Genomic DNA, 22,900 nt, shown 5'->3' with positions numbered 1-22,900 from the left:
ACAAAACCCAGCTTGCCGGTGCGGCCTTCCTTGAACTTGATGTCGGTGATCGTCGATCGCCGCGTGATGGTTTCGCCTGCTCGGATACCGCCCTGATAGGAGACGCGTCCACCCGCCCACATGCGCCGGGGCAAACCGAGATCCGGAAGAAACAGGCCCAGCCGTGGGTGCCCGTCACGCCCCAAGTCGGCCGGCGGATAGATCTCCGGAGCCAGGCACCAGTGGAGCCCTGGGGTCTCGTCTTCGTCCGCCAAAAAGCCGTCCAGCGTCACGCGGAATTCCCGCACCTGCCGCTCTGTAACGGGTTCACAGGCCTCGCGTTCAAACCCGATCCAGGAACTGGTGTCAGACATCATCACCACCTCTGACAATATCGCCGAGGTCCGCGGCACTCAGACCGGACAACCTCTCCAGGATTGGAGAGATCCTGACCGCGCCGTCTCCAAGCACCGCCTCTGCCTTGGCGCGCAGCTTCATGGCAAGGGCATCCGGAGTGGGACGCCGGGCAAGGTCATGAGACAGGGCCACTTTGCGCCCGTCCGCGAGTCCGATTTCCCCTTCAGCCTGCATGTCCGTCAGCGTGTCGTCGCCGATCACCTCGACCTTTTGGGCAAAGGCCGATAGCGCGGGATCAGAGCTCAGATCATCGGAGTAGGTCTCGAACGCTCCGGTATTGCGGCCTCGATCACCATGCCCGCCAGCCACGGATAACTGAATTTGACTTCCAGACCGGTCTGGTGGGCGCCGGATTATTGCAGACCTTCAACCAGCGCGGGTTCGTGCGCAGGGTAAGCGAAGCGATATTCTCCATACCCTCACCGAGATCCGGAAGAACCTCAACCAGCGCCTCGATCATCGCGTGGGTCCCGTGGCAGCAGGCATGGAACTTGTAGCTGATATCCCCAAACAGGAACGCGCCCACCGGAGCGATCTCCGAGCCGAGCGCATCGCAATGCGTGTGAATGAAGCCCTGATCGCCCATGAGCCCGTCGTCGCAGGAGGTCATCCCGAGTTTGGCCAGCTTGGCGCATTCGATCCCGTTGGAAGCTGCAATCCCGCATTATACGGCTTGCCCATAGTTCCGAACTGCGACTTCAGGCCTGAGGCCCGCGTTGCGCACAAGCCAAGTGCGGCCACGCATCTGGGAACGGGTGAGGCCATAAAGACGTCCCGCAGCGACCGTCGCACCGAAGGCGCCAGCCGTAGCAGTCTGGTGAAAGCCGCGATTGTAGTGGGCCGGTCCGAGCACCCATGCCGATCCGGATGGCCGCCTCTGAGCCGGTGAGGAAGGCCGTGACCACGTCTTCCGCAGACGCGTCAACTTCCTCACCGGCGGCAAGGGCAGCCGGATAGATACCGACCGAGAGATGGCCCACATGGGCAAAATGGGTGTCGTCATAATCGAGGGCATGGCTTGTGCGCCATTGACCAGCGCCGCGGCCCGTGCAGGAACCTTGGCCCCACGATAAGCGAAGCGGCCGGGACACCGCCCTCCCCCCGGCGACCATCTGCCTCAGCTTTTCCGCAAGTGGTTCCTCCACACCCGGCCAGACCGCATATCAGCCAGTCATAAAGAGACAACCGGGCGGCCGCCAGAGCCTCGGCGCAATGGCTTCGGCTGACAGTTCGGCAATGTCCAGAACCGTGTCCATCAAGTTTGACATGTCCACTCCCCCGCGGTTTCCGAAGCACGCTCAAGCACGGCCTTCGCCTTTGCGATGACCGGCGCATCAACATCTTGCCATCAACCTTGGCAACGCCCCCATTGCCAACTGCCGCCAACACCACTGTCCGCCCAGGCAATCTCGTCGTCGCTCGGACGGAAACCTGATTTGGCCGGAGAAAGCTGCGCCGGATGGATCAGCAGCTTCCCTTGAAACCCAGCTCCGCGGCATAGGCAGCATCAGTCCGGATAAGGTCGGTATCACGCGTATCCGCCGTGACACCATCCACGGGACCGGGCTTTCCGGCAATCCGTGAGGCCAGCACGATCTCCGATCGCGCATGAGCAAGTGCCGCACCGTATGAGCGCAACCAAGGTCCGCGGCATAGTCGAGCGAGCCGAAAAACAGGCGGTCGAACAAGGGCGCCAGTTCACGCACCCGCGCAACACCGAGTGCGGTTTCGACCAGTCCGAAACAGGCGGCATCCGGCGGCAGTGCACTGCGAATGGCATTTACCTGCGCGGGGTCCTCAGCCTTCGGCAGGACGAGACCGGCGCATCTGCCTTCGCGCGCCAGACCTGAGACCGTTTCGAGATCTTCCTCAAACCACGTGTTGCGACCGCGTTGATACGCACGCACAAGGGCACCCCATCCGAAACCGTCAACGATGCAGAGCCTGCCGTGCGGCATCCTTCTCATCTGGAGCCACGGCGTCCTCAAGATCGGCAATGACACAGGTCGGATTGGCTGCTTGCGCTTTCTCGATCAACTGCGGCCGGCTTGCCGGAACGAACAGCGAAAGAACAGCCGATCTGCTTTGAGGTCTCCCGACGCGCTCATCTTCAGAAGGACCTCGGCAGATCAAGCAGATGTTCCCCACATAGGAGAGGATCAGGTTCGTCGAGATCGGCGCCACCTGGTAGAGCGGGTCTCCTTGAACTTGCGCTCGATGTCGTACTCCTCGGCAAATCCGAAACCGCCGTGGGTTTGAAGACAGGCATTGCCCGCCTCCAGGACGCATCGGCCGCCAGCAGTTTCGCCATGTTGGCCTGCGCCCCACAGTTTTCCTTGGCATCGAAACGGCGGCAAGCCTCGAACCGCATCAGGTTGGCGCTTCCGTGTTCACGTAGGAACGTGCGAGCGGAAACTGGATCCCCTGGTTCTGCCCGATCGGGCGGTCGAAGACGACCGCTCGCTCGCATAGTTGCGCGCCCGTTCCAGGAACCAATAGGCGTCGCCAATACATTCCGCTGCAATCAGAGTGCGCTCCGCATTGAGCCCGTCGAGAATATACCGGAAGCCATGCCTTCCTCGCCGATGAGATTTTCTTCCGGGATTCGAGATTGTCGAAAAACACTTCATACGTTTCGTGGCCGACCATGTTCTTGATCGGCGGATTTCCATGCCCTTGCAATGGCATCCTTCAGTTCGACGATGAAGATCGACATGCCGAGCGACTTGCGCTTGACCTCCTCCAGCGGCGTCGTGCGCGCGAGCAGGAATCATGAGTCGGAATGCTCGATCCGGCTGATCCAGACCTTCTGGCCATTGACCACGTAGCGGTCGCCCTTCTTCCTGGCAACCGTCTTGATCTTGGTGGTATCGGTTCCGGTCGTCGGCTCCGTCACCGCCATGGACTGCAGACGCAATTCGCCGCTGGCGATCTTCGGCAGATAGGCGCTCTTTTGCGTGTCCGAGCCATGCCGGAGGAGGGTGCCCATGTTGTACATCTGACCGTGGCAATGACCCGCGTTGCCACCCGATCGGTTCACCCTCTTCCATGACGATGGAAGCTTCCGTCAGGCCAGAGACCGGAACCGCCGTATTCTTCCGGGATCATCGCGGCAAGCCAGCCATCCCGCGTGAGGGCATCGATGAACTCCACCGGATAGGTGTCGGTGGCAGCATGCTGACGATGATATTCATCCGGATACTCGGCACAAAGAGCACGCAGCGCGCCACGAAGATCATCATAATGATCGGGAGAACTGGTCGGTAGAGACAAGGGACTGTTTCCTGATTTTGACTGGCCGGTCGTCGAAGCCTCTTTAGGGCGATGTCGGCGATCCGGCAGATTTCGTCGAAAGAATGCTATGGGCTCTGGGACATTTGCAGGACATATGAAATTGCTATTGGGGCGCCACAAAATTCCTTAGCCCTGTCCTTAAGCAATCGTTTTTTGCGAAGTGACCGAAGGTATGTCTGCTTATTCCGCAGCACTCTTCAGAGAAGAAAACTCCTCGCGAATTTGCTTAGAATGCTCGCCAAGCGCAGGAACAGGACAAACTCTGGGGCCTTGCCATTCATCAGCGCACCCGGGGCCAGCAGCTTTACGGGGCCCGTCGGCGTATCGGCTTCGACGTAGCGGTTTTGAGGATGCTGAACCAGGTCTTCCATCGTGCTGACCTGGCCGCAGGCAATGCCTGCGGCCTGAAGCAGATTGGTCAGATCATCCCGCGGATGATTTGAAAAGACAGTCTCGATCACGGCATCGAGCTCTTTGCGATGCGCCACCCGGTTGGAATTGCTGTTGAACCGCGGATCACCGCGAGATCGGCAAGGCCGAGGACTTTTTCGCAAAACTGAACCCATTCCCGCTCGTTTTGAATGGAAAAACAGCACCTGCTTGTTGTCTGAGCCGGAATAGGCGCCGTAAGGGCGATGGTCGGATTGGACAAGCCGTTTCGGTCCGGTGATTTTCCGCCATAGGCAAATTGGAGATAGGGCACATTCATCCAATCGGCGAGGGCATGGAACAAGCTCACCGAAATATGCCGACCCTTTCCGGTGCGGGCCCGGCCGATCAAGTGCCTGTAACACGGCCTGATGTGCCGTCATCCCGCAAGAAATGTCACAAACCGAAACACCGACCCGCGCGGAACCGGCAGCATTGCCCGTAATCGCCGACAACCCGCTTTCGGCCTGAACGAGCAGGTCATAGGCTTTCAGCTTGGCATAGGGCCCATCTTCACCGTAGCCCGAAATCGTCACCGTGATCAGGCGCGGATTTTGGTCCGCAGGCGGTCTGGCGCAAACCCGAGCCGCTCGATCGCCCCTGGAGCGAGGTTCTGATAAAGACATCTGCCTTTTTCAGAATGTTTTCGAAGATGGTCTTGTCTCCTCGTTGCGCAGATCGAGACAGACAGATTCCTTGCCCCGGTTCAGCCAGACGAAATAGGCGCTCTCGCCATGAACCAGGTGATCATATTCACGTGCAAAATCGCCTTCCGGCCGTTCGACCTTGATGACACGGGCTCCCGCCTCGGCCAGACGCCCCGAAAGGTATGGCGCCGCAACCGCTTGTTCGATTGAAACAACCAAAAGGCCATCCAGGTCGTCCGTCATAAGGTGCTCCGAGATCGTCCAGAAGAAGACAAACCATTTGGCATAAAACGGGTGACCACGAGTAATAACTCTATCCGTGGTGGGTCATTCGGTCAGGCTATGACATATGGCGTTTAGACAGGGGTAGCGCCTATGACTGGCTTTTTTGGTCCGTTGTCCGGATGTCATCCTCGCCCTGTTATCCCAAACACAAAAGCCCCTTTTCGGGGTATTGTTTGTTTTGTTGCAGGAGCCTGATCAGACCTGAGATTTTACCCTTCAGCACCGGCATTCGCCTAAGTCGTTAAACTTGGGACTTATGAGCAAGCTCATTCCACCCTAGAACAAGCCGACAATGTTGAAACCGCCCCATATCCTCCACAACAAGGATCGCGATGGCGTGGGAGCGGTTTCTTGCCTGCAACCGTTCCACAGCGGCACGGACATGGCATTTGACGGTCGCAGGCGAGATGCCGAGTTCGCTCGCGATCTCCTTGCTGGTCTGTCCGCAGGCCAGCATTCGAATGACGGACTTCTGGCGGCCGGTGAGGGCTTGCGAAGGCGTTGGTTCTGTCTCCGGAGCCTCTCGGCATTCCGGGTACACGGTACGGCTAAGGAGTTCGCGGTAGTCGGTAAAATGGCAATCCGGCCCGTCTTCGGCACCTTGCCGGGCGTCCGGTGACGGTTTCTGCGTGCCGGGGCTGTATTCAGCTTCTGCCGAAAGCAGCCGGTCCAAGGCCACCGGCCTGGCATCCGCGTCCATATCAGGCCGCATGGTACTGGCGCAGCCGATCGGGATCGACCTCCGCAAGGATCTGCCCTGCCCGTTCCCACCATCGGCTTTGTCGACCATCTTGCCGTCGACCTGGACGGCGGCTCCAGCGCTTTCCCTGATTGCCTGAAACGATACGTTCTGCCCAGGAAATCTCGTCGTCCGACGGCGCAAACCCGGCATTCACGAGATCGACCTGGCGGGATGGATGCAGAGCTTGGCCGTGAACCCGAGGTTCCTTGCCCTCAGGACGTCCTCGTTCAGGACAGCCTCGTCATTCAGGGCAACGGTGACGCCGTCGATGGGCTGGGTCAGTCCCGCGCAACGGGAGGCGATCACCATCTGGAACCCGGGCCGGATCGAGCGTCGCTCCGCCTCCGGGAATTCGGGCATCGGCGCCGAAGTCCAGATTGCCGAAGGCAAGCGGGTGACGCCCGGTGCCATGGCGACCTCGTGAATGCCCACCAGGCCTTCGACGGTCTCCACAAGGGCAATGAGCGCGCGATCGGGCGGCAGGATATCGGCGACCCGCGCAAGGCTGCCCACGTCGGCCTTCGGCACCATGACCGTGACCGCCGGGCAATCCGCCGCCTGCGGCAAGATCCGCCTCGAACCAGGGCGTGTCCGCCCCGTTGATGCGAAGAACGCCTTCGTGGCCCTGACCGAACCAGTCTGCCGCGAGCCGCCGGGCGGTGTCCTTGTCGTCGGGCCCGACCGCATCCTCCAGATCAATGATGATCCGATGGGCGCCGGAGGCAGCCGCCTTGGCAAACCGGTCGGGCGATGTCCGGGAACAAACAGATAGCTGCGCGGAGATTGCATGGTTGATCCGATCTTCGAAGAATTCAGTATGTCCGGATGACGGTCAGAGCGAAAAGGCAGCGTCCGCCTTCATCGCAGTCCCCCGTCCGGGCCGCGTGCCCAGACCGTGAGGCCATCTCCCGCATCGACCTTCGCGGCTTCGACGTGAAAGCCGCGGTCGACAAACAGGGGCGCCATGCCGCGGAAATCGAATCGCTTCAGCGGTGCCTCCGGGCGCGACCGTTGCGCAAAGCCCTGCAGCAGCGTGGCGATCAGGGGACCGTGGACCACCAGGTTGGGATAGCCTTCTTCCTTTGTCGCGTAGGGCTGGTCGTAGTGGATCCGGTGCCCGTTGGAGGTCAGCGCCGAATAACGGAACAGGAGAACCGGATCCGGCGTAAAACCTTCCGACCATTGAGGGGTTTCGGGAGCCGGCACGGCCTTCGGTTTCGGCGCATCGGGGGCAGGCGCCTCCCGATAGACGATGTCCTGCTCTTCCTCGATACAGATCTTGCCGTCATGGGAAATCGTTGACGGACCGTCACGAAACCAGCTGGCCGGCGCTGCCGTTCTTGGCCGCGACCTTGGTGATCACGCTTTCGCGATCCGCGACGCCCATTGATCGGCAGGGCCGCGTGATAGACGAGCCTGCCGCCGGCCCACATGCGCCGCGGCAGTTTCACGTCCGGCAGGGAAACCGCCGCGCTTGGGATGCCCGTCGGGTCCCAGCTCGCTGCGGCGGGCGAACGGATTGAAGAACAGCCAGTGCCAGCCCGGCGGAAGGTCGGCCCCACCACCCGGGATCCCGTCCAGATCGAGTGCTGCGGCCAGTGCCTCGGCGCGGTCGGCCGAAATCAGGGCCTGCTTGTGTTCCTTGCGGCCGATCGCATTTTCATAATCGTCCTCTGCTGCCGGTGTCGTACTGGACGGCATAGATATTTCTCCCTGATGTTCAGTAGATGACCTTGTCTTCGACCAGCTCTTCATATTCGCGGCGCCCGATGCCGAGCAGGTCGCCATAGACGTAGCTTTCGTGTTCGCCGAGACCCGGTGTCCCGTGATCGATCGACGGGTTGTCGCTTTCGGAAAACCGCGCCGGGAAGCCGACCGCTGCACGCTCTCCGCCATCCGTCTCCGCCACCTGGACGATGCGCCCCGGGCGCGCATGTGCGGATCGCGAACGATATCCTCCGTGTTCCAGGACACATGGGCCGGCACGCCGCGCTTCTGAAGTGCTGCCGCCGTTTCGTCGGCATCCTGCCCGGCACTCCAGGCTGACACGAGTTCGTCCAGGTCCTGCCGCAAGGCATGGCGCTGGTCCTGCGTGGCAAAACGCGGGTCTTCGGCCAGATCCGTCCGGTCCATGAGATCCAGCAGCGCCCGCCATTGCGCATCGGTTTCGACCGCTAGACTGAGCCAGCGATCGGGTACCCGGCTCGGGTAGACGCCCGTAGGGCGCACGCCGGTAGTCCTGGTTGCCGATCCGCTCGACGGCCGTGCCCGCCGCAACCGCCATCATCGCTTCGCCGATCAGGGACGACGCGACTTCGCGCGCGGCGATGTCCACATGAGCGCCTTTGCCGGACCGCCTACGCTTGTGAAGCGCGGCGACGGTTGCCAGGGCGGCGTTCAGGCCGACCGAATGGTCCATCACGTGGCGCATTTCCACCGGCGGCCCGTCGGGATATCCGGTCAGGTAGCCCAGCCCGCCCCAGGCGCCGAAAAGCGGCGCATAGCCGGCAAAATGGGAATCCGGCCCCCCATTGGCCCGAGGACGACACCGACACCATGACCAGATCGTCCTTCACAGTGCGCAGGACGTCATACCCAAGGCCGAGCCGCTCCATGACACCGGCGCGGAAGCTCTCCGCCGCCACATCCGAGACCGCCACGATCCGTTTCGCCAGTTCGATGCCTTTTGGATGCTTCAGATTGAGCCGGACGGAAAGCTTGTTCGAGGCGACCTGATCGAAACTCGCCGGCCCCAGCCGGCCGTACACGGCGTGAGGCTTGCGGAAAATATCCGGACGGATGGCCGTCTCGATCTTGATGCATTCCGCGCCCAGCTGCGACAGCATATGGGTGCAGAACGGGCCGGCGGCATGAACGGTAAAATCGGCGATCCGGATCCCTTGAAGAGGTTTCACGCGTCCTCCCTCTGACGCTCTTGCGTCGCACTTCCCCAGCCCTGCGTCAGCAGGTTCTGATCCGCCCCCGGTTCGCTCGGCCAGCCGCCGAACGGCAACGGCTGTTCCCCGAACCGGAACGGCGCCGTCTGGATCCGGCTGGTTCCATCTCCTGGAACCTGCACCTCTGCGAACAGTCCGCGCGCGGCCTCATGCGGTCCTTCCAGAACCTGACGCGGAGAATTGTAGCGGGCCATCGGCACGCCGAGTTCCTGGGCCCGGGCGACAAGGTCGTCCACCGGCTTGTCCGCCGCCCAGGCCCGGATCTCACCGTTGATGAAATCGCCGCGCGCGCTCCTCTGCACCGCGTCGTCCATCCCCTCCTCCGCGGCCCAGCCCGGATTGCCCATCAGCTTTACGAGACCCTGCCACTGGCGCTCTTCGAGGGTGAGCAGCTCGACCGATCCGTCGAGGCACTCGATGACGCCACCGAAGCGGAACGACCGCGAGACGCGATGTTCCAGGGATCCGTCGCCGTATCTCTGGACCGTAAAGGCCCCGACGGCGACATTGGCATCCTGCACGGAGACATCGACGAACTGGCCGGTGCCGGTCCAGAGCGCCGACAAGGCGGCCAGCGCACCAGCGACACCGCCCTGCATCTGGGCGAAATGCCCGGCGATCTTGAGCGGCGGACGGTCCGGGAACCGGTCGGCGGACAGGCCGTTGGGCAAAAGAAACCCCTCTCCCGAGGCATGGATCAGATTGACCTCGCATCCCTGCCAGTCGGCCTTGGGCCCCGATGCCCCGAAGGGCAGCAGGGACAAATGGACGATGTGGGGATGGCGCGATCTGATCCTGTCCGGGTCCAGTCCGAGTGCCGTCCGGCGCTGAACCGGCGTGTCATCAATGAGAATATGGGCATCCGCGGCAAGCCGATGGAAACCGGCCTGCCCTTCCCCGGCCGAAAGGTCGCAAATAACGCTTCGCTTCCCCATGGCCAGGTAAGCAAACAGAGCGCTTTCGCTGGACGCCTCCCCCAGAAAGGGAGGTTCCGTTCGAAGCGGGCTGTGCTCCGGCGGTTCCACCATCACCACATCGGCGCCCATTGCGGACAACAGGCGCCCGGCGTAGGCCGCGGACACGCTCGATGCGTGCTCCACGACCCGAATACCTGCCAGGGGAAGGTCCTCTCCCATATCCTTTCAGCCTCCCGATGACCCGTCAGCGAACGACGGGCAGATCGAGGTCCAGATTGGCCCCGTCGAAGAAGGCCTTGATCTGCGGATCCCGGCTCGGAAGGATGACCGTGGCCAAGCCCGGCGTGGTGATTTCGCCGCGCTGGTTTTCGCCCCAGATCTCCAGATCGACCAGGGCGTGGCCGTCCTTGACGTATTTCCGCGTGACCTTGCCCTTGCACCAGGTGGAATCGCCCATGGTGTTGAAGCGTCGCATTTCGGTGCGCACGCGCTTCAGGAACGCCGCGTCGCCCATCCAGTTGGTCACCAGGCTGAACACATCCAGGAGGATCGCTGCGGGCCGTAGTCGTAGAGTGCCGGGTACGCCGACTTCCTTTGCGACGGACTCGCGATGGTGCCCGATGCCCGTATATTCAACGCCGCCACCCGCTTCGGGATTGCGGAAGAAGTGTCCGGGATGCTTCGCCGCCGCCTTCAAGCACAACGCCATGCGTATGGCCACGGCCGCAGCCGACAAGAAAGCCCATCGTATCCATCAGCGAGAGGGGCCCGCGGACGATCGGATCGGCAGCTCTTCGCCCTCCTTCACGTCCTCCCAGTAGCGGACGTTGCTGCCGCACGGATACGCTCGTTGACTTCGCGCAGGATTGCCTCATCGAGCTGCTCGAACTCCTCGGGCGTGTAGTCGTAGGGCTTGATGTCCTTGTACTTGCCCGTGTCACGGGCTGCCTTGCGCTCGTGACGGGTGCAGGTTCCCGATTGCGCGCGGGCAACGATCTCGCCGCGCTGGTTGCTGAATAGGTCGCCTCGACGTATTGCAGAACCAGGCGCCCGGAGAACTTGCTCTCCTTTTCCTCGACGCCCACGACACGCTCGATCGCGCTGATCCGGTCGCCGGGGCGGATATGGCGGAACAGCTCCCAGTCGTTTCCGGCGTAGAAGCCGTGGACGCCCGGCAGTCCCCATCGCGTGCGGCCAACCCAGCCGAACGCCATTGGAAACATCGGATGGGCGACCTGGGTGCCGAAGGCGGGTGTTGGCGGCCGTATTCCGGGCTCGCGATAGAGCGGATTGAGATCGCCGATGCCATTGCAGAAATTCCGCATCGTGTCTGACGTTGCGTCCTGGAGATAGGGGCCTTCCGGGCGCAAGCTGCAGCCCGATCATGCCACGCGCGGCCTCGATTGCCGCGTCGGTAATCTTGCCTTCGGCCGGCGCCCCGCCGACATCGGTTTTCTTCGCTTCAGTCATGACTGCCGTGTTCAAGCGTGTTTCCTTTCCTATTCCGTTGATTTGTCAGAATTTTCGTGTGTTCGGAGCGGTGAGCGGCAGGCGCAGCGACCGCGAATCCAGTCCGGCTCTGTCAGCGAACTGAACATCCGCAACGACGCGACCCCTGCTTCCGATTTCCCGGGCATTCCGGCGCGCGCCGACCAGCGCAGTCGCGGAGCCCATTTTTCCGCCCTTCGGCATTGCCCCATCAGCAAGCGAAGCAGCGAGCGACCAAACCTGCTTTCCGGCCACACTCACCCTTCCCGCGGACGCCGCGCGGATAAGCTGAGCAGGGACAGGGCTGGATTGGATCTTGATCAACATAACGATCAAGATAATGCATTACATTTTTTATGGGTCAACGCAACAGGTCATTATTATTGCGCCGGAAATCCGCGCATTAACATTTAGCCAATGTTGTTTTCATTAGCTCTTTTGGCGATACGCATTCGCATTCACGACCAATTCAGCGCGATTCCAGAATAATGCATCTATTATACGATTTGCGATGCCAAGGATTCGGGAGAGCTCCCCGTTCAGACTTCGAAATCGGCTGCTGTAGTCACCTCCGCGTACCGGCGCAAGTCCGACGAGCGCGAATTCGTGCTCTTCCTTGGTCGCGCCGGCGCAGCAATCCTCGAGCACCACGCAGGCGATAATCGCGGTCGTGCCCTTCGCGCACCGCTGCGGAGACCACGCCGTTCGTCGAGACGCCACACAGAATGCAGCCGGCTGATGTCCGTTGCGCCCGCAACAGCGGTAGTAGCGGCGTGCCGTAGAATGGGCTGACCGGTGCTTGACGATGTCGGCATCGCCTTCCTGCGGGGCGAAGTCGGCATAGACTTCCGTTCCCCACGCGCCGAGCTGGAAGATGTTGTTGGTCTTGGCTTTCGAGAAAACCGGCGAAGTCGGCGGGCATTCGCGGTAATCCGGCGAAAAGCCGACGCGGACGTAGCCCACCATGATGCCGGCGGCACGCGCCCGCTTGATCGCCAGAACGGTGTTTTCATAGACACCGCGCTCCCGGCATTTCACCACATAGGTCTGAGCGCCGACGCCGTCCGGGTGGACCAGGTCGTTGATCATGTCCATGACCAGCAGAATCGATTTGGACGGCATTCTCAGTTCCTTGCTCTGACTGTTTTCGTCGGGATCGCGAACCCGCCGGAAACAGAGCCGCAAGGGCGAGGAACGCCCGGGCCTATTCGGTGTAGTTCGCCTTGAATTCGTCCCAGCCCGCGCGGATGTGCGTGCGCAGTGCGGACAGCATGGCGGCTTCGTCGCGCGCGATGATCGCACCGAGCATTTCGCGGTGTTCGCTGGAGGCCCGGCCGATCCGGCTTTCGACCTTGTTGATCAGGTCGAACGGATAACGGGCCCAGAGGATGCGCACGAACCGCAGGGTCTGGGGCAGTTCCGCGGCCATGTAGATCATTTCGTGGAACCGGTAGTTGACCACCCGGACCGTTTCCCGGTCGTTCTTGTCGGCGGCGGTTTCGATTTCGCTCTGAAGCTCTCTCAGCTCCTCGATATTCTTTTGCGTCAGTTTGGGCAGTGCCGCCAGCGCGAGCTTGGATTCCAGCGTCACCCGCAAATCCACAATCTCTTCGGTCGCATTCATGTCGAACGGAGCCACAACGGCCCCGCGATGAGACGATCCCAGGACGAAACCTTCGGCTTCCAGCAGCTTGATCGCTTCTCGGACGGGCGTGATGCTCGTTCCCAGCATTTCGGCGATTTCCGCCTGTTTCAGCTTCGATCCTCTTGGAAAACGACCTGAAATAATGCCTTCCCGAAGGTAGTCGGCAACCCGCTCTTCCTTTGTCTGGTGCCTCAAGTTCAAGCCTTTCCCAAGTTGAATCATTGCCGATATAAACTTGAAAATATTGCACAATGCAATCTTTCATCATCGGCTATCCATCGACTTGACCGGCGCGAGATCGACCCTGACGACCTTCCCGTCCAGCTCCTGGCTTGCCGGAGGGTAAATCCCGGCAACGCGGGGATCGTGCGCGGGAACGACATGGTCGTCACTGTCGGCGAGTTCCCTGATCCGGTCATGGGCCGTGATCATGTCCGACAGGTTGAAGGCCACCGCAAAGGGCACGCCACGCTCGTATTCCTCATAGTAATGCAGGGCATCGGAGGCCAGGACCACCCAGCCCCGCGCGGTGCGGACCCGAACGATTTCCTGACCGGCACAGTGTCCGCCGACCCAGTGAACCGTCACACCGTCCGCAATCTCCCGATCGCGGCCATGCAGTTCCAGTCGTCCGTCGTGAAGCAGGCGAACAAGCTGGGTGATCTCGTCAGGCTCATAGGCCCGGCGGAACCAGCGTTTCTCCATGTAGGGTCCGGTGACGTAATTCATTTCCTCGGCCTGCATGAAGAACCGGGCATTCGGAAAGGCATCGAGATGACCGAGATGGTCGTAGTGGGCATGGGTGAGGATCACGGTCTCGACCGCATCCGGTCGGACGCCCAACGCCTTCAAGGCCTCGATCGGGCTCATGAGCATGTCATGACCGTGCTTTTCCGCGAAAGCGGGATTCATGCCCGTATCAACGACGATGACCTCGCCCCGCCGGATCAGGACCCAGGAATAGAAATCCAGCGTCAGCGGCTCGTCCGGCCTCGCATCGAGAATGAAGTTCTGCCCGCGGGTCCGGCGCGGATTGATCCCATAGCGGATGGCATAGATTTCATACTGGGCGGGCACGTCTGATTTACCGGTCACTCTGTGTCGTCCTCAAATCTCTATCGCACGTCATTCGGCCGCGGCGCCTGCACCGAGATAGGCGTCGATCACCTCCTGGCGCGCGGCCTCCTCCTTGAGTTCCTCCGCCCGGCGCCGTCCGACGATCCGTCCGCCCCGCAGGAAATGGATCTCGTCGCTCAGGCGCATCGTTACCCGCAGGTTCTGTTCCACAAGCACGATGGCCAGGCGGGTTTCCTTGCGGATCGCCTCCAGCCGTTCGAACACCCGGCGCACCAGAAGGGGGGCAAGACCCAGCGACGGCTCGTCCAACAGCAGAAGACGCGGACCCGCCATCAGCCCCCGCCCGATGGCAAGCATCTGCTGCTCGCCACCGCTCAGGCGCCACGCGGCCCCATCCGCCTTGTTCGCGATTTCCGGAAACAGATCCAGAACCATGTCGATCCTGGACCGGCGCGTGGCGGCCGGTATCTGGTACCCCCCAAGGACGAGGTTTTCCCGCACACTCAGGTCGCCGACGACCTCCCGCCCTTCCGGAACATAAACGATCCCCCGCCGGACCCTTTCGCGGGTGGACAGGGTCTGGATCGGTTCGCCGTCGAAGTGGACCTCGCCCCGGCCCGGCACGAGCCCGGAAACGGCCTTCATGATCGACGACTTGCCGGCACCGTTGGCCCCGAGCAACGCGACCACCGCGCCGGTATCGACTTCGAAAGACACCTTTTCGACCGCTTGCGACTTGGCGCCGTAGAAGACGGACAGGTTTCGGACGGATAGAAGACTAGTCATCTTCGCTCCCCAGGTAGATGCGGATGACATCGGGATCCTGCCTGACCTCATCCGGCCGTCCGCAGGTCACGAACTCACCGAAATTCAGGACATAGATCCGGTCGCAGATCGACATGACCAGATCCATGTCATGCTCGACCACCACCATCACGAGGTCCGGCGATGCAATCTCCCGCAGGGTTCTGGTCAGATCCCGGGTTTCCGAGTTGTTGAGGCCGGCGGCCGGTTCATCCAGCAGCAGGACCGATGGTTTACCGACGATCGCCCGCGCGATCTCGACCAGCCTGAGCATTCCCGGAGGCAGTTGCTCCGGAAAAAGATCGCCGACATTGGCCAGCCCCAGTTCCGCCAGCGCCCCCTCCGCGGCCGACCGCATTTCGGCAAGTTCCCTGCGGCCTTTCGGTAGAGGTAGGAACGCGTTCAGCCAGCCGGCGTGATAGTTCCGGGAAAGCCCGATCATGACGTTTTCGACCACCGTCAGGTCGGGGCAGAGCGCGACCGTCTGAAAGCTGCGCACGACCCCTCGCTTGGCTCTCGCTGCGGGCGGAAGTCCGTCCAGCGGAGCGCCTGCATAGGTGATCGACCCCTTTTGCGGGCGATAGGCACCGGTCAGGCAGTTGAACAGGCTCGTCTTGCCCGCCCCGTTCGGACCGATCAGCCCGGTGATTTCCCCGGCCCGGAATTCCAGATCCAGACCCTTGAGCACCTGGATGCCGCCGAAGGAGAGGGAAATGCCCTGGCCCTGGAGATTTGAGGTCTGTGCGTTCATGACGTTTCCTTCGACCGGCCGTGCAGGAGTTCACTGATCTTCGGAGCGTAGTGACCGATCAGGATCACACCCAGCAGGGCAAGACCGTAAAGCACCGGGATCCAGGCCCCGGATCCGGACAGGAACAGCGGGATCAGTGTCAGGAAAACGCCGCCGATCAGGGCGCGCGGCAGGGTGAGGCCGTAGAAGCTGACCACCGAACCCACCAGTAGGAAAATCGAGGACCACAAGGTGAACCCGCTCGGCGAGACTGTCGAGCTTGCAAAGGCAAGGGCCGCGCCATAGACCGCCGCAATCCCGCAGCTGATCCCCATCACCGCGACCCGTGCCCAGACCCGGCGCGTGCCGAAGGCGTCCGCTGCGGCCGGATGGGTTCGGGCGAGAAGCAGGACCAGGCCCTGACGCGAGTGGCGCAGGCGCGCCAGTACATAGGCCACGGCGATCAGAAGCACGAGGGCAACATAGTAGCGCTGCAGGGACATCTTCAGACCCGGAATGATCCCCTTGGAAACATAAAGCCCCTCGTAGCCGCCGGTCCATGCGTCGGCGTTGTTGATCAGTTCCGGCAGCGCAAGCGCCAGCGCCATCGTCGAGACTGCTAGATAGATGCCGGACAGGTTTCGCGACGGCCAGGCGAAGAAGACGCCGAACGCCACCCCGAGGACCAGCGCAACGGGCAGGCTGGCATAGAGCGGCAGCCCGATGCGGGTTTCCAGGATCGCAACGGCATAAGCGCCGATTGCCGCAAAGAAACCGTGTCCGATCGACACTTCACCGCCGTAACGGACCAGGACGCTGACCGCCAGCACACCGATGCTGTTTGCAAAACAGACGCCCAGCGTGAAGACCCACGAGCCCTTCAGGACAAAGGGCAGCAGGAAAAGCACGCCGACAAGAAGCACCATCCCGACACGAGCAGACAGGAAAGGCAGGCCACCGGCCGAAACCGACTTGGGCGCGGATAGAACGCTTGTGTTCTCAGACACGTGTCCCTCCCACTTTCGCCAGCACTCCGTTCGGGAAGATGTTGAGCGCCAGAAGGATCACGCCGAGCAGGAAGGTGCTGCTGAACTCCGGCGACACATAGAATGTGAACAGGTTCATGAAGATGCCGATCAGGATGCCGCCGATCAGGCTTCCGGGCAGACTGGCAAAGCCGCCGACGACGGCCGCAGCGAAGGCCTGCAGCATGAAGGCGGCAACCGTCGTCGCGCTCAGGAAGGTCGTCGGGACGATCAGAAGCGCACCGATGACCCCTAGAATGGCCGCGACCACCCAGGCGAAAATATGCACCGAGCGCAGGTTCAGGCCGCAGACTTCGGCTGCGAAGGCATTGGACGAGATCGCCCTGAAGGCAATGCCAAGCTTGGTGTGATCGATGATGAAAAACAGGCCACCGATGGTGACGACGGCGACGGTCAACACCGTCAGGTCGTAGCCGGTGATCCGAAGTCCGAGGATCGAGGTGCTGAAGCGCGGCACCGGCAGGTCGAGCGCGACGATATCCGCACCGAAGATCAGAAGCGTGGCACCCTGGACCACCAGGCCGATCCCCAGCGTCGCGATCGTCGCCGTCAGATCGGATTCAAAGACAAGCGGCGAGATCACCGCATAACTTAGGAAGGCGATGGCGACCACCGCGACGATCGCCAGCAGCACCGCGGCTCCCCAGGAGAGCTGGAAAATCATACCGCTGGAAAAGCCGTAGATCAGGAACGCAGCGAAACCCGCGACATTGCCGTGCGAGAAATTCACGACCTTCGAGCATTTGAAGATCATCACCAGCCCGAGCGCGCCGAGCGCATAGAGACAGCCGGTGATGATACCCGACCAGATCAAGGGAAACAGGTCGAGCGCTATGCCTGAAAGACTGTCGATGAAACCGCTCATGTGTCGTCCTCAGTCATTGTGCCGTCTTCAACCAGGCGAATGACGCCCGGAAAATACTGCCCGCCAAGACCGTTCTCGACAGCGGCTTCGTAGTAACGCCGAACCGTCTCCGCAGCCTTCAGGGGAACGCCGGTTTCACCCGCCAGCTCGAACACGTAGCCGATGTCCTTGAGCACGTATTCCGGCGGGAACGACTTGTCGGGAAAGACGCGCGGCAGCATGGCCTTGCGCCCGTGATTGCGCAGAACGAAACTGTCGCCCGAGCCTTTGGAGACCGCATCCAGCAATTTCTCCGGATCGACGCCGGCCCGTTCGCCAAGCACCATCATCTCGGCCAGCGTGACGGTGTTCTCAAAGACCAGCATGTTGTTGACGAGCTTCATCACCTGTCCGGCCCCGACATCGCCGCCATGGGTAATGTCGGTCGCGATATAGTCGAGCATCGGCTTGATCCTGCCGAACACCACGTCCGGGGCGCCGACCATGATGCTCAATTCGCCGCGCTGTGCGGCTTCTCTGGTCCGCGCGACAGGGGCATCCGCAAAGTCGATCCCCTTTTCGGCAAGCATCGCCGCGACCTTGCGGGCAACAGAGACAGGCGTGGTCGAGAGGTCGACGACTACAGCGCCCTGCCGCGCCTGCGCGGCAATGGCACCGCCCACGACCGCCTCGACCTGCGGCCCGCCCGGGAGGGCCAGGAAAATGACGTCGGCCCGTTCGGCCAGATCCTCGATGGAAGCAACCGGCTCAACCTTGGTATCGCCAAGGGCTGCAAGCGCTTCGGCCGACAGGTCGAACGCCAGAACACGGCCCGCGTGCTTGGTTGCCATGTTGCGGCACATGGGGCCGCCCATGACGCCCAGCCCGATAAATCCGATAGTTTCTGCGCCCTGCATCATTTCAGTCCATCAACATGCCGCCGTTCACGTCGAGCACGGTTCCGGTGATCCAGTTCGACGCGGGAGAACAAAGAAAAAGAATGGCCTGGGCGATGTCTTCCGGCTGGCCGAAGCGGCCGAGCGGCACATTGCCGTTTGCCGACGGCGCGGCCCGTTGCGTGACGGTTTCCCACATGGGCGTTTCGACCGGACCGGGGGCAACGATGCTGGCAAAGACGCCCTTGCCTGCGCCTGCTTTCGCGACCCATTTCATCAGGCCGTGGACAGCGGACTTGGCGGCGACATAGGACGGTCCGGACGCAACGCCACCGATCTTCGCGGCAATGGACCCGAGCGCGACCATCTTGCCGTAACCCTGCCCCTCCATGACCGGATAGATTTCACGGACCGGATTGACGACACCCATCAGGTTGACGGCCAGGATCGACTGCCATTCCTCGTCCGTCGATTCCGTCAGCGGGCGATGGGAAATCGTGCCGGCGCATAGCACCAGGGCATCGATCTGCTTGTGGTTGTCCAGGATCCAGGAAACGGTCGCCTTGCTTTCCTCGCGCGAGGTGACGTCGTAGCGGCGGTAAATCACATTCGCATTTTCGAAATCGACGGTGTCGACGATATCGGTCGCAATCACCGTGGCGCCGGCTTCTGCCAGGGCAAGCGAGGTCGCCTTGCCGATACCGCCCGCTGCACCCGTCACAAGTGCCACTTTACCATCAAGCCGCGCCGGAGCGCTGACCGGAATACTGGTCATTCCCTTCTCCCAATTATACGAGGTCGTAAGTCCAAGACAGATTGGATCTCCCGGCGGTGGGGCCGGGAGATCCGGTTTTCAGCGGGCTCAATCGGCCTTCGCGTCAAACACCGATTCAGGATAGGGCTTGAACTGGCGAACCAGGACGAACTTCCCGTTGCTTGCCTGAATGATCCCTTCCTGACGGGTCCCGCGGTGATCGCCGGGCTTGAACGTGATGCCCTTGGCCCCACCAACGGAAGCATCCTTCAACGTTTCGAGCGCCGCCTGCAGGTTCTCCCGGGTCAGAGGCTTGCCACTTTTCAGAAGCGCCTCGAAACCGGTGGCGAACAGCGCCGCATTGCTCCAGCCGTTCAGCCCGAACACACCGACCGGATCATCCGGATAGTATTTGAGGATGGAGGACTGATAGGCAACCACATTCGGGTCGGTGCTCGAAACCGGCACCAGCCAGGACGAGAAATACGTGCCGTTCAGCAGATTTCCGGCAAGCTTGTAGGTCGAGGGATCGGCGGCAAAGAACGGTGCAAACCACTTGACCTGCAGCCCCTGGAGATCAGCAGCCTTCAAAGCGGCTGCCAGGTTGGCGTTGGAGCCGAACAGGATCACGGCCTCGGCACCCGAATTCGCCACGCGACGGATATGAGCGCTGAAGTTGGTCGTCTTGACGTCGAAGGGAACCGATTCAGCCGGCTCCATGCCGATATGGCTCATATAGGTGTCGAAACCGCGCTTGGCCGACTTGCCGAGCTCGTCGTTTTCCCACAGAAGCGCAATCTTCTTCAGCCCAAGATCATTGACCGCAAAGTCCACGTTGGAGGCGGCCGACCAGCCGTAATCCGGCAACAGCGGAAAGACGTTCGGCTCGACGAAGAAGGCGCTCGCGCCTCCGATCGGACCGATCATCGGCAGGCCAACTTCCTTGGCATAAGGAATGACGGCCACGTTCGTTGCCGTGCCCACTGCTGCCGAAAGCGCGAAAATGCCCTCATCGTCCACCAGCTGACGGGTCACGGAAACGCTGCGGGCCGGGTCGTAGCCATCGTCCAACGTGACATAGTTGACCTTCCAGCCGTCTATCCCGCCATTTTCATTGAGGTTCTTGTAAAAGGCATCGGCGGCGTGGGTAAGGATGGAATAGAAGGGAACCGGGCCGGTCACCGGGGTAAAGGCCCCGACGGTGACAACCTTGTTTTCCTCGTCAATTCCGACGCCATCGGCTGCGGCCGGTGCAACAGCTCCAAGCATGAGCGCCATCGTTGCGGCGGACAGAATCCGCCTGCTCAAGTCCGGTTTCATATTGTTTCCTCCCATTTGAAACCATTCTTTCTGATTTCAGCTTATGAAGCAGCATTCTTGCCGTCAACCCTAAATGCATAATGCATTATATTTTATTTTAAGATTTTAGCCCACCGAGCGCCCAGTCGTAGAGAAGGCCTCGTTTTTGAGACAAAGACAAAAAACATGAAAAATACGTAATTTAATGAATATTTTCATATATTTATGCCTTAAAAAATTTGCTTGGCCACGCCAAAATAATCGCCCGCCCCCAAGCGGCACTAAGGAATGACCAACCGCCAACCGTTGCCTCTTACATGGTTTTCATATATTATTTTTTGCATTATGTACGAATTTCCTTCGAATGAAGGCCTACGGATACCGGCAGGCCGTCTCGAAGTGCGCATCAATGAGGAGGTTCAATGCACACCGGAATTCTCGCCAACAAAACGGTCCTGGAACTGGGCAGCATGATCGCAGCCCCCTTTGCGACCCATATCCTCAATCAGCTGGGAGCAACGGTCATCAAGATCGAGCCTCCGGCGGGAGAGACGACCCGGAAACTCGTGCGGGGGGGGCCAAGCGGCACCTACATTGCCTATAACCGGGGCAAGCAAAGCATCTGCCTCGACTTGCAGACGGATGGTGGCCGGGAGATCTTCCGCACTCTGGTTGAGAAGGCCGACATTGTCCTGCACAACCTGTCTCCCGGTGCCGCACGAAAGCTTGGCGTAACCTATGAAAACTGCATGGCGATCAACCCGTCGATCGTCTACTGCCACATCAAGGGCTATGGAGAAGGACCGCTCGCGGAAGAGGTCGCTTCGAATCCGATCGCGGAGGCAGCCACCGGCGTGATGTACTCCAACCGGATCGACGGCCGTCCTTCGCGCCTCGGGCCATCCTACCACGACCAGTTCGCCGGCTGTTATGCCGTGATCGGCATCCTGGCCGCCCTGATGGCGCCGGAAGGAACGCCGGAGCGTCATATCGAATTCGGCCTCTACGAAACCGGTTTGCATATCGCGGCCCGGGATCTGGTCGGGGTGCAGCTGAAGTCGCAACTGCTCGGCCGGCCGGAACAGGAGCCCTCCCCCGAATTCAGCATTCCCGGCTACGGGGCCTACGAGACCCGGGACGGCCGGTGGATCTATCTGGTCATGCTGACGGACGAGCACTGGCGGAAATTCTGCAGGGCCGTCCCGATCGAAGCCTCGGATGAACTCGCGACCCTGCGCCAGAGACGTCGTCAGAGACCTCAGGTGGAAGAAATCGTCGGTACGGCAGTCCGGTCCCTCGACTACGACGGCCTTGCGAAGAAACTCTCTGCCGAGGGCGTCGGCTTCACGGAAGTCCTGTCCCTGGACCGCGTGCTTGACGCGCCGCAGGCGCAGGAGCCCAGAAAATATTCAGAATTCACCTTCGCCGAGTATGGCTTCGAAGCGCCCGATTTTCCGCTGTCCTATAATGTCACGCAGGTTCGCGCAGCCGGCTCCCCGCCGCTGCTCGGCGAACAAACCAGCGCGCTGCTCAAGGGAATTGGGTATGACGATACGCAGATCCGGTCTTTCCTTGACGATGGCGCTGCAGTCACTGCAGATCAGGAGGCCTCGCTTTGGGCCAAAGTGAGCAAGCCGGAGCCGGTCACAGGGTGACCGGCAGTTCATGACGCCCCCGTTTCCTGCACCTGCGGCAGACCGCGTTCCGCGATCCGAAATCCTCATTCCACCGCCATGCGGAACCCTCCGACAAGGCGGCCCTGGAGCGCACGGAAAACCTCTTGTCCAATATCAACCTGAGGAACCTTAGGGAAAAACATCCAGCCGGCTCGCCCTCACGCTGACCTAATCCTGAAAAAAGGAACCAACCATCTGGTCGAGGGAGTGCTGCATCGGAAACTGTGAGTGTATTCGGCAGTCTAACCTGTGCGGAAGCTGTTCATGCTCTGGAGATGCTGAAGGGCGACGGCCGTGCGGCCGCAGCTGCACGGTACGGTATCTCCATCAATACGGCGAAGACCCATCTGATGCGCATCTTCGAAAAGACCGACGTCAAGCGTCAGGCAGAGCTGATCCGCGTGTTGATGGATGGTCAGGGCTAGAACCTGTCCTCCAGGCGGCCGCTTAAGCGCGCCTGAACTCCTGGACAACCAGAGATGACGTCCCGGAAGCGACCAGAATACCGCTTTCTGTCGTCATGCGTGCATTGGCAAAGGCAATACGGCGGCCAACGGATTCGGCGATCGCGTCGACGTAAACCGTCTGCGGCAGAACGGCCTTCATGAAGTTGACGTTCAGGTTCACGCTCACCGCGGACATGCCTTCGTCCAGTTCGGTCAGGACCGAGAATGCCATCCCGAAATCCAGGGCGGTGGTCAGCGTGCCGCCGTGGATCACGCCGGCCCCCTGGGTGTGACCCTCATCCAGCGCGAAACGGAGCCGGACCCTGCGCGGCACCGCGGAGACAATGGTCGTGCCCAGCGCTCGGGCCAACGGGCCGGACGTCACCTCGACGTCCGTCTTTCCATGCGCCAGAACCTCGGCGAGAAACGCGCGATCCGTGTTGTCCGAAGTCATGCTCGAATCCTGAAAAACCATCCTGATCGATGTGCCGTCCGGCCCCGCCGGACGCCTATCCAAAAAAACCGGAA

27 protein-coding genes and 8 pseudogenes are annotated in these 22,900 nt (G+C 61.2%); 4 read left to right on the top strand and 31 right to left on the bottom strand.

Annotation, left to right across the window (positions count from 1 at the left end; genetic code table 11):
* Positions 1 to 38: 38 nt before the first annotated feature.
* The 4 genes and pseudogenes from ABIN98_RS14490 to ABIN98_RS14475 all read right to left on the bottom strand — a co-directional run.
* Positions 39 to 353 (bottom strand): annotated as a pseudogene (locus ABIN98_RS14490) (MaoC family dehydratase N-terminal domain-containing protein); the annotation flags it as partial.
* Positions 346 to 705 (bottom strand): hypothetical protein, encoded by a 360-nt coding sequence (locus ABIN98_RS14485; protein WP_346911023.1) that lies wholly within the window; start codon positions 703 to 705, stop codon positions 346 to 348. The pseudogene ABIN98_RS14490 and the gene ABIN98_RS14485, both read right to left, overlap by 8 nt.
* Positions 686 to 1,006, bottom strand: a complete 321-nt coding sequence (locus ABIN98_RS14480; protein WP_346911021.1) for a hypothetical protein — start codon at positions 1,004 to 1,006, stop codon at positions 686 to 688. The genes ABIN98_RS14485 and ABIN98_RS14480 overlap by 20 nt, the downstream gene beginning before the upstream one ends.
* 88 nt (positions 1,007 to 1,094) lie before the next feature.
* Entirely contained in the window at positions 1,095 to 1,508 is a 414-nt protein-coding gene (locus ABIN98_RS14475; protein ID WP_394701511.1) for an MmgE/PrpD family protein, read from the bottom strand.
* A gap of 516 nt (positions 1,509 to 2,024) precedes the next feature.
* On the opposite strand from ABIN98_RS14475, the gene ABIN98_RS14470 reads away from it, so the two are divergent.
* A complete protein-coding gene (locus ABIN98_RS14470; protein WP_346911019.1) occupies positions 2,025 to 2,246 on the top strand; it encodes a hypothetical protein in 222 nt (73 codons plus the stop codon).
* A gap of 79 nt (positions 2,247 to 2,325) precedes the next feature.
* Here the strand turns inward: ABIN98_RS14470 and ABIN98_RS14465 are convergent, their stop codons facing one another.
* The 26 genes and pseudogenes from ABIN98_RS14465 to ABIN98_RS14340 form a co-directional block, all read right to left on the bottom strand.
* Positions 2,326 to 2,529: an aldolase/citrate lyase family protein gene (locus ABIN98_RS14465; RefSeq protein ID WP_394701507.1), complete on the bottom strand. Its 204-nt coding sequence runs from the start codon at positions 2,527 to 2,529 to the stop codon at positions 2,326 to 2,328.
* A pseudogene (locus ABIN98_RS14460) lies at positions 2,507 to 3,669 on the bottom strand (acyl-CoA dehydrogenase family protein). Before ABIN98_RS14460 ends, ABIN98_RS14465 begins: the two are co-directional and overlap by 23 nt.
* A 218-nt stretch (positions 3,670 to 3,887) precedes the next feature.
* Positions 3,888 to 4,151 carry a CoA transferase gene (locus ABIN98_RS14455; RefSeq protein WP_346911015.1) on the bottom strand — a complete coding sequence of 88 codons (264 nt, stop codon included), beginning with the start codon at positions 4,149 to 4,151 and terminating at the stop codon, positions 3,888 to 3,890.
* The gene (locus ABIN98_RS14450; RefSeq protein ID WP_346911144.1) at positions 4,148 to 4,429 is read right to left on the bottom strand and encodes a hypothetical protein; all 282 of its coding nucleotides are present in this window, start codon (positions 4,427 to 4,429) and stop codon (positions 4,148 to 4,150) included. The genes ABIN98_RS14455 and ABIN98_RS14450 overlap by 4 nt, the downstream gene beginning before the upstream one ends.
* Before the next feature lie 325 nt (positions 4,430 to 4,754).
* Positions 4,755 to 5,009 (bottom strand): CoA transferase, encoded by a 255-nt coding sequence (locus ABIN98_RS14445; RefSeq protein ID WP_346911013.1) that lies wholly within the window; start codon positions 5,007 to 5,009, stop codon positions 4,755 to 4,757.
* A gap of 283 nt (positions 5,010 to 5,292) precedes the next feature.
* The gene (locus ABIN98_RS14440) at positions 5,293 to 5,841 is read right to left on the bottom strand and encodes a LuxR C-terminal-related transcriptional regulator (RefSeq protein ID WP_346911011.1); all 549 of its coding nucleotides are present in this window, start codon (positions 5,839 to 5,841) and stop codon (positions 5,293 to 5,295) included.
* A gap of 102 nt (positions 5,842 to 5,943) precedes the next feature.
* The gene (locus tag ABIN98_RS14435; protein ID WP_346911010.1) at positions 5,944 to 6,360 is read right to left on the bottom strand and encodes a hypothetical protein; all 417 of its coding nucleotides are present in this window, start codon (positions 6,358 to 6,360) and stop codon (positions 5,944 to 5,946) included.
* A gap of 55 nt (positions 6,361 to 6,415) precedes the next feature.
* A pseudogene (locus ABIN98_RS14430) lies at positions 6,416 to 6,487 on the bottom strand (hypothetical protein); the annotation flags it as partial.
* Between the two features lie 164 nt (positions 6,488 to 6,651).
* Positions 6,652 to 6,999 carry a hypothetical protein gene (locus ABIN98_RS14425; RefSeq protein ID WP_346911008.1) on the bottom strand — a complete coding sequence of 116 codons (348 nt, stop codon included), beginning with the start codon at positions 6,997 to 6,999 and terminating at the stop codon, positions 6,652 to 6,654.
* A 153-nt stretch (positions 7,000 to 7,152) separates the two neighbouring features.
* Positions 7,153 to 7,494, bottom strand: a complete 342-nt coding sequence (locus ABIN98_RS14420; RefSeq protein ID WP_346911152.1) for a hypothetical protein — start codon at positions 7,492 to 7,494, stop codon at positions 7,153 to 7,155.
* 237 nt (positions 7,495 to 7,731) lie between these two features.
* Positions 7,732 to 8,022, bottom strand: a pseudogene (locus tag ABIN98_RS14415) (CoA transferase); the annotation flags it as partial.
* Between the two features lie 73 nt (positions 8,023 to 8,095).
* A pseudogene (locus tag ABIN98_RS14410) lies at positions 8,096 to 8,266 on the bottom strand (CoA transferase); the annotation flags it as partial.
* A gap of 118 nt (positions 8,267 to 8,384) precedes the next feature.
* Positions 8,385 to 8,639: pseudogene (locus ABIN98_RS14405) on the bottom strand (CoA transferase); the annotation flags it as partial.
* A gap of 65 nt (positions 8,640 to 8,704) precedes the next feature.
* Positions 8,705 to 9,886 (bottom strand): CoA transferase, encoded by a 1,182-nt coding sequence (locus ABIN98_RS14400; protein WP_346911006.1) that lies wholly within the window; start codon positions 9,884 to 9,886, stop codon positions 8,705 to 8,707.
* Positions 9,887 to 9,911: 25 nt separating this feature from the next.
* Complete coding sequence (locus ABIN98_RS14395; protein WP_346911150.1) at positions 9,912 to 10,376, bottom strand: hypothetical protein; 465 nt, start codon at positions 10,374 to 10,376, stop codon at positions 9,912 to 9,914.
* The gene (locus ABIN98_RS14390; protein WP_346911004.1) at positions 10,300 to 10,992 is read right to left on the bottom strand and encodes a MaoC family dehydratase N-terminal domain-containing protein; all 693 of its coding nucleotides are present in this window, start codon (positions 10,990 to 10,992) and stop codon (positions 10,300 to 10,302) included. Before ABIN98_RS14390 ends, ABIN98_RS14395 begins: the two co-directional genes overlap by 77 nt.
* Before the next feature lie 728 nt (positions 10,993 to 11,720).
* A pseudogene (locus ABIN98_RS14385) lies at positions 11,721 to 12,244 on the bottom strand (isochorismatase family protein).
* A gap of 115 nt (positions 12,245 to 12,359) precedes the next feature.
* Positions 12,360 to 12,995 (bottom strand): GntR family transcriptional regulator, encoded by a 636-nt coding sequence (locus ABIN98_RS14380; protein WP_346911000.1) that lies wholly within the window; start codon positions 12,993 to 12,995, stop codon positions 12,360 to 12,362.
* A 69-nt stretch (positions 12,996 to 13,064) separates the two neighbouring features.
* Positions 13,065 to 13,895 (bottom strand): N-acyl homoserine lactonase family protein, encoded by an 831-nt coding sequence (locus ABIN98_RS14375; RefSeq protein WP_346910999.1) that lies wholly within the window; start codon positions 13,893 to 13,895, stop codon positions 13,065 to 13,067.
* Between the two features lie 30 nt (positions 13,896 to 13,925).
* A complete protein-coding gene (locus tag ABIN98_RS14370; RefSeq protein ID WP_346910997.1) occupies positions 13,926 to 14,663 on the bottom strand; it encodes an ABC transporter ATP-binding protein in 738 nt (245 codons plus the stop codon).
* On the bottom strand, positions 14,656 to 15,432 hold the full coding sequence (locus ABIN98_RS14365; protein WP_346910995.1) for an ABC transporter ATP-binding protein: 777 nt from the start codon (positions 15,430 to 15,432) through the stop codon (positions 14,656 to 14,658). The genes ABIN98_RS14370 and ABIN98_RS14365 overlap by 8 nt, the downstream gene beginning before the upstream one ends.
* A complete protein-coding gene (locus ABIN98_RS14360) occupies positions 15,429 to 16,418 on the bottom strand; it encodes a branched-chain amino acid ABC transporter permease (protein ID WP_346910993.1) in 990 nt (329 codons plus the stop codon). The genes ABIN98_RS14365 and ABIN98_RS14360 overlap by 4 nt, the downstream gene beginning before the upstream one ends.
* Positions 16,411 to 17,322 carry a branched-chain amino acid ABC transporter permease gene (locus tag ABIN98_RS14355; RefSeq protein ID WP_346910991.1) on the bottom strand — a complete coding sequence of 304 codons (912 nt, stop codon included), beginning with the start codon at positions 17,320 to 17,322 and terminating at the stop codon, positions 16,411 to 16,413. Before ABIN98_RS14355 ends, ABIN98_RS14360 begins: the two co-directional genes overlap by 8 nt.
* A complete protein-coding gene (locus ABIN98_RS14350; RefSeq protein ID WP_394701506.1) occupies positions 17,319 to 18,218 on the bottom strand; it encodes an NAD(P)-dependent oxidoreductase in 900 nt (299 codons plus the stop codon). The genes ABIN98_RS14355 and ABIN98_RS14350 overlap by 4 nt, the downstream gene beginning before the upstream one ends.
* Positions 18,219 to 18,222: 4 nt before the next feature.
* On the bottom strand, positions 18,223 to 18,972 hold the full coding sequence (locus ABIN98_RS14345) for an SDR family NAD(P)-dependent oxidoreductase (RefSeq protein ID WP_346910987.1): 750 nt from the start codon (positions 18,970 to 18,972) through the stop codon (positions 18,223 to 18,225).
* Positions 18,973 to 19,059: 87 nt separating this feature from the next.
* On the bottom strand, positions 19,060 to 20,271 hold the full coding sequence (locus ABIN98_RS14340) for an ABC transporter substrate-binding protein (RefSeq protein ID WP_346910985.1): 1,212 nt from the start codon (positions 20,269 to 20,271) through the stop codon (positions 19,060 to 19,062).
* Between the two features lie 401 nt (positions 20,272 to 20,672).
* Here ABIN98_RS14340 and ABIN98_RS14335 point away from each other — a divergent pair, with 401 nt between their 5' ends.
* The 3 genes and pseudogenes from ABIN98_RS14335 (at position 20,673) to ABIN98_RS14325 (ending at position 22,351) form a co-directional block, all read left to right on the top strand.
* Complete coding sequence (locus tag ABIN98_RS14335; protein ID WP_346910983.1) at positions 20,673 to 21,905, top strand: CoA transferase; 1,233 nt, start codon at positions 20,673 to 20,675, stop codon at positions 21,903 to 21,905.
* A gap of 20 nt (positions 21,906 to 21,925) precedes the next feature.
* Positions 21,926 to 22,154, top strand: a pseudogene (locus ABIN98_RS14330) (type I pantothenate kinase); the annotation flags it as partial.
* Entirely contained in the window at positions 22,151 to 22,351 is a 201-nt protein-coding gene (locus ABIN98_RS14325) for a hypothetical protein (RefSeq protein WP_346910982.1), read from the top strand. The pseudogene ABIN98_RS14330 and the gene ABIN98_RS14325, both read left to right, overlap by 4 nt.
* A gap of 22 nt (positions 22,352 to 22,373) precedes the next feature.
* Here the strand turns inward: ABIN98_RS14325 and ABIN98_RS14320 are convergent, their stop codons facing one another.
* Positions 22,374 to 22,826 (bottom strand): PaaI family thioesterase, encoded by a 453-nt coding sequence (locus tag ABIN98_RS14320; RefSeq protein ID WP_346910980.1) that lies wholly within the window; start codon positions 22,824 to 22,826, stop codon positions 22,374 to 22,376.
* Positions 22,827 to 22,900 lie beyond the last annotated feature (74 nt).

This window comes from uncultured Roseibium sp. (genome assembly GCF_963675095.2).
Lineage (GTDB): Bacteria > Pseudomonadota > Alphaproteobacteria > Rhizobiales > Stappiaceae > Roseibium.
This window is presented reverse-complemented; position numbering and strand designations above follow the sequence as displayed.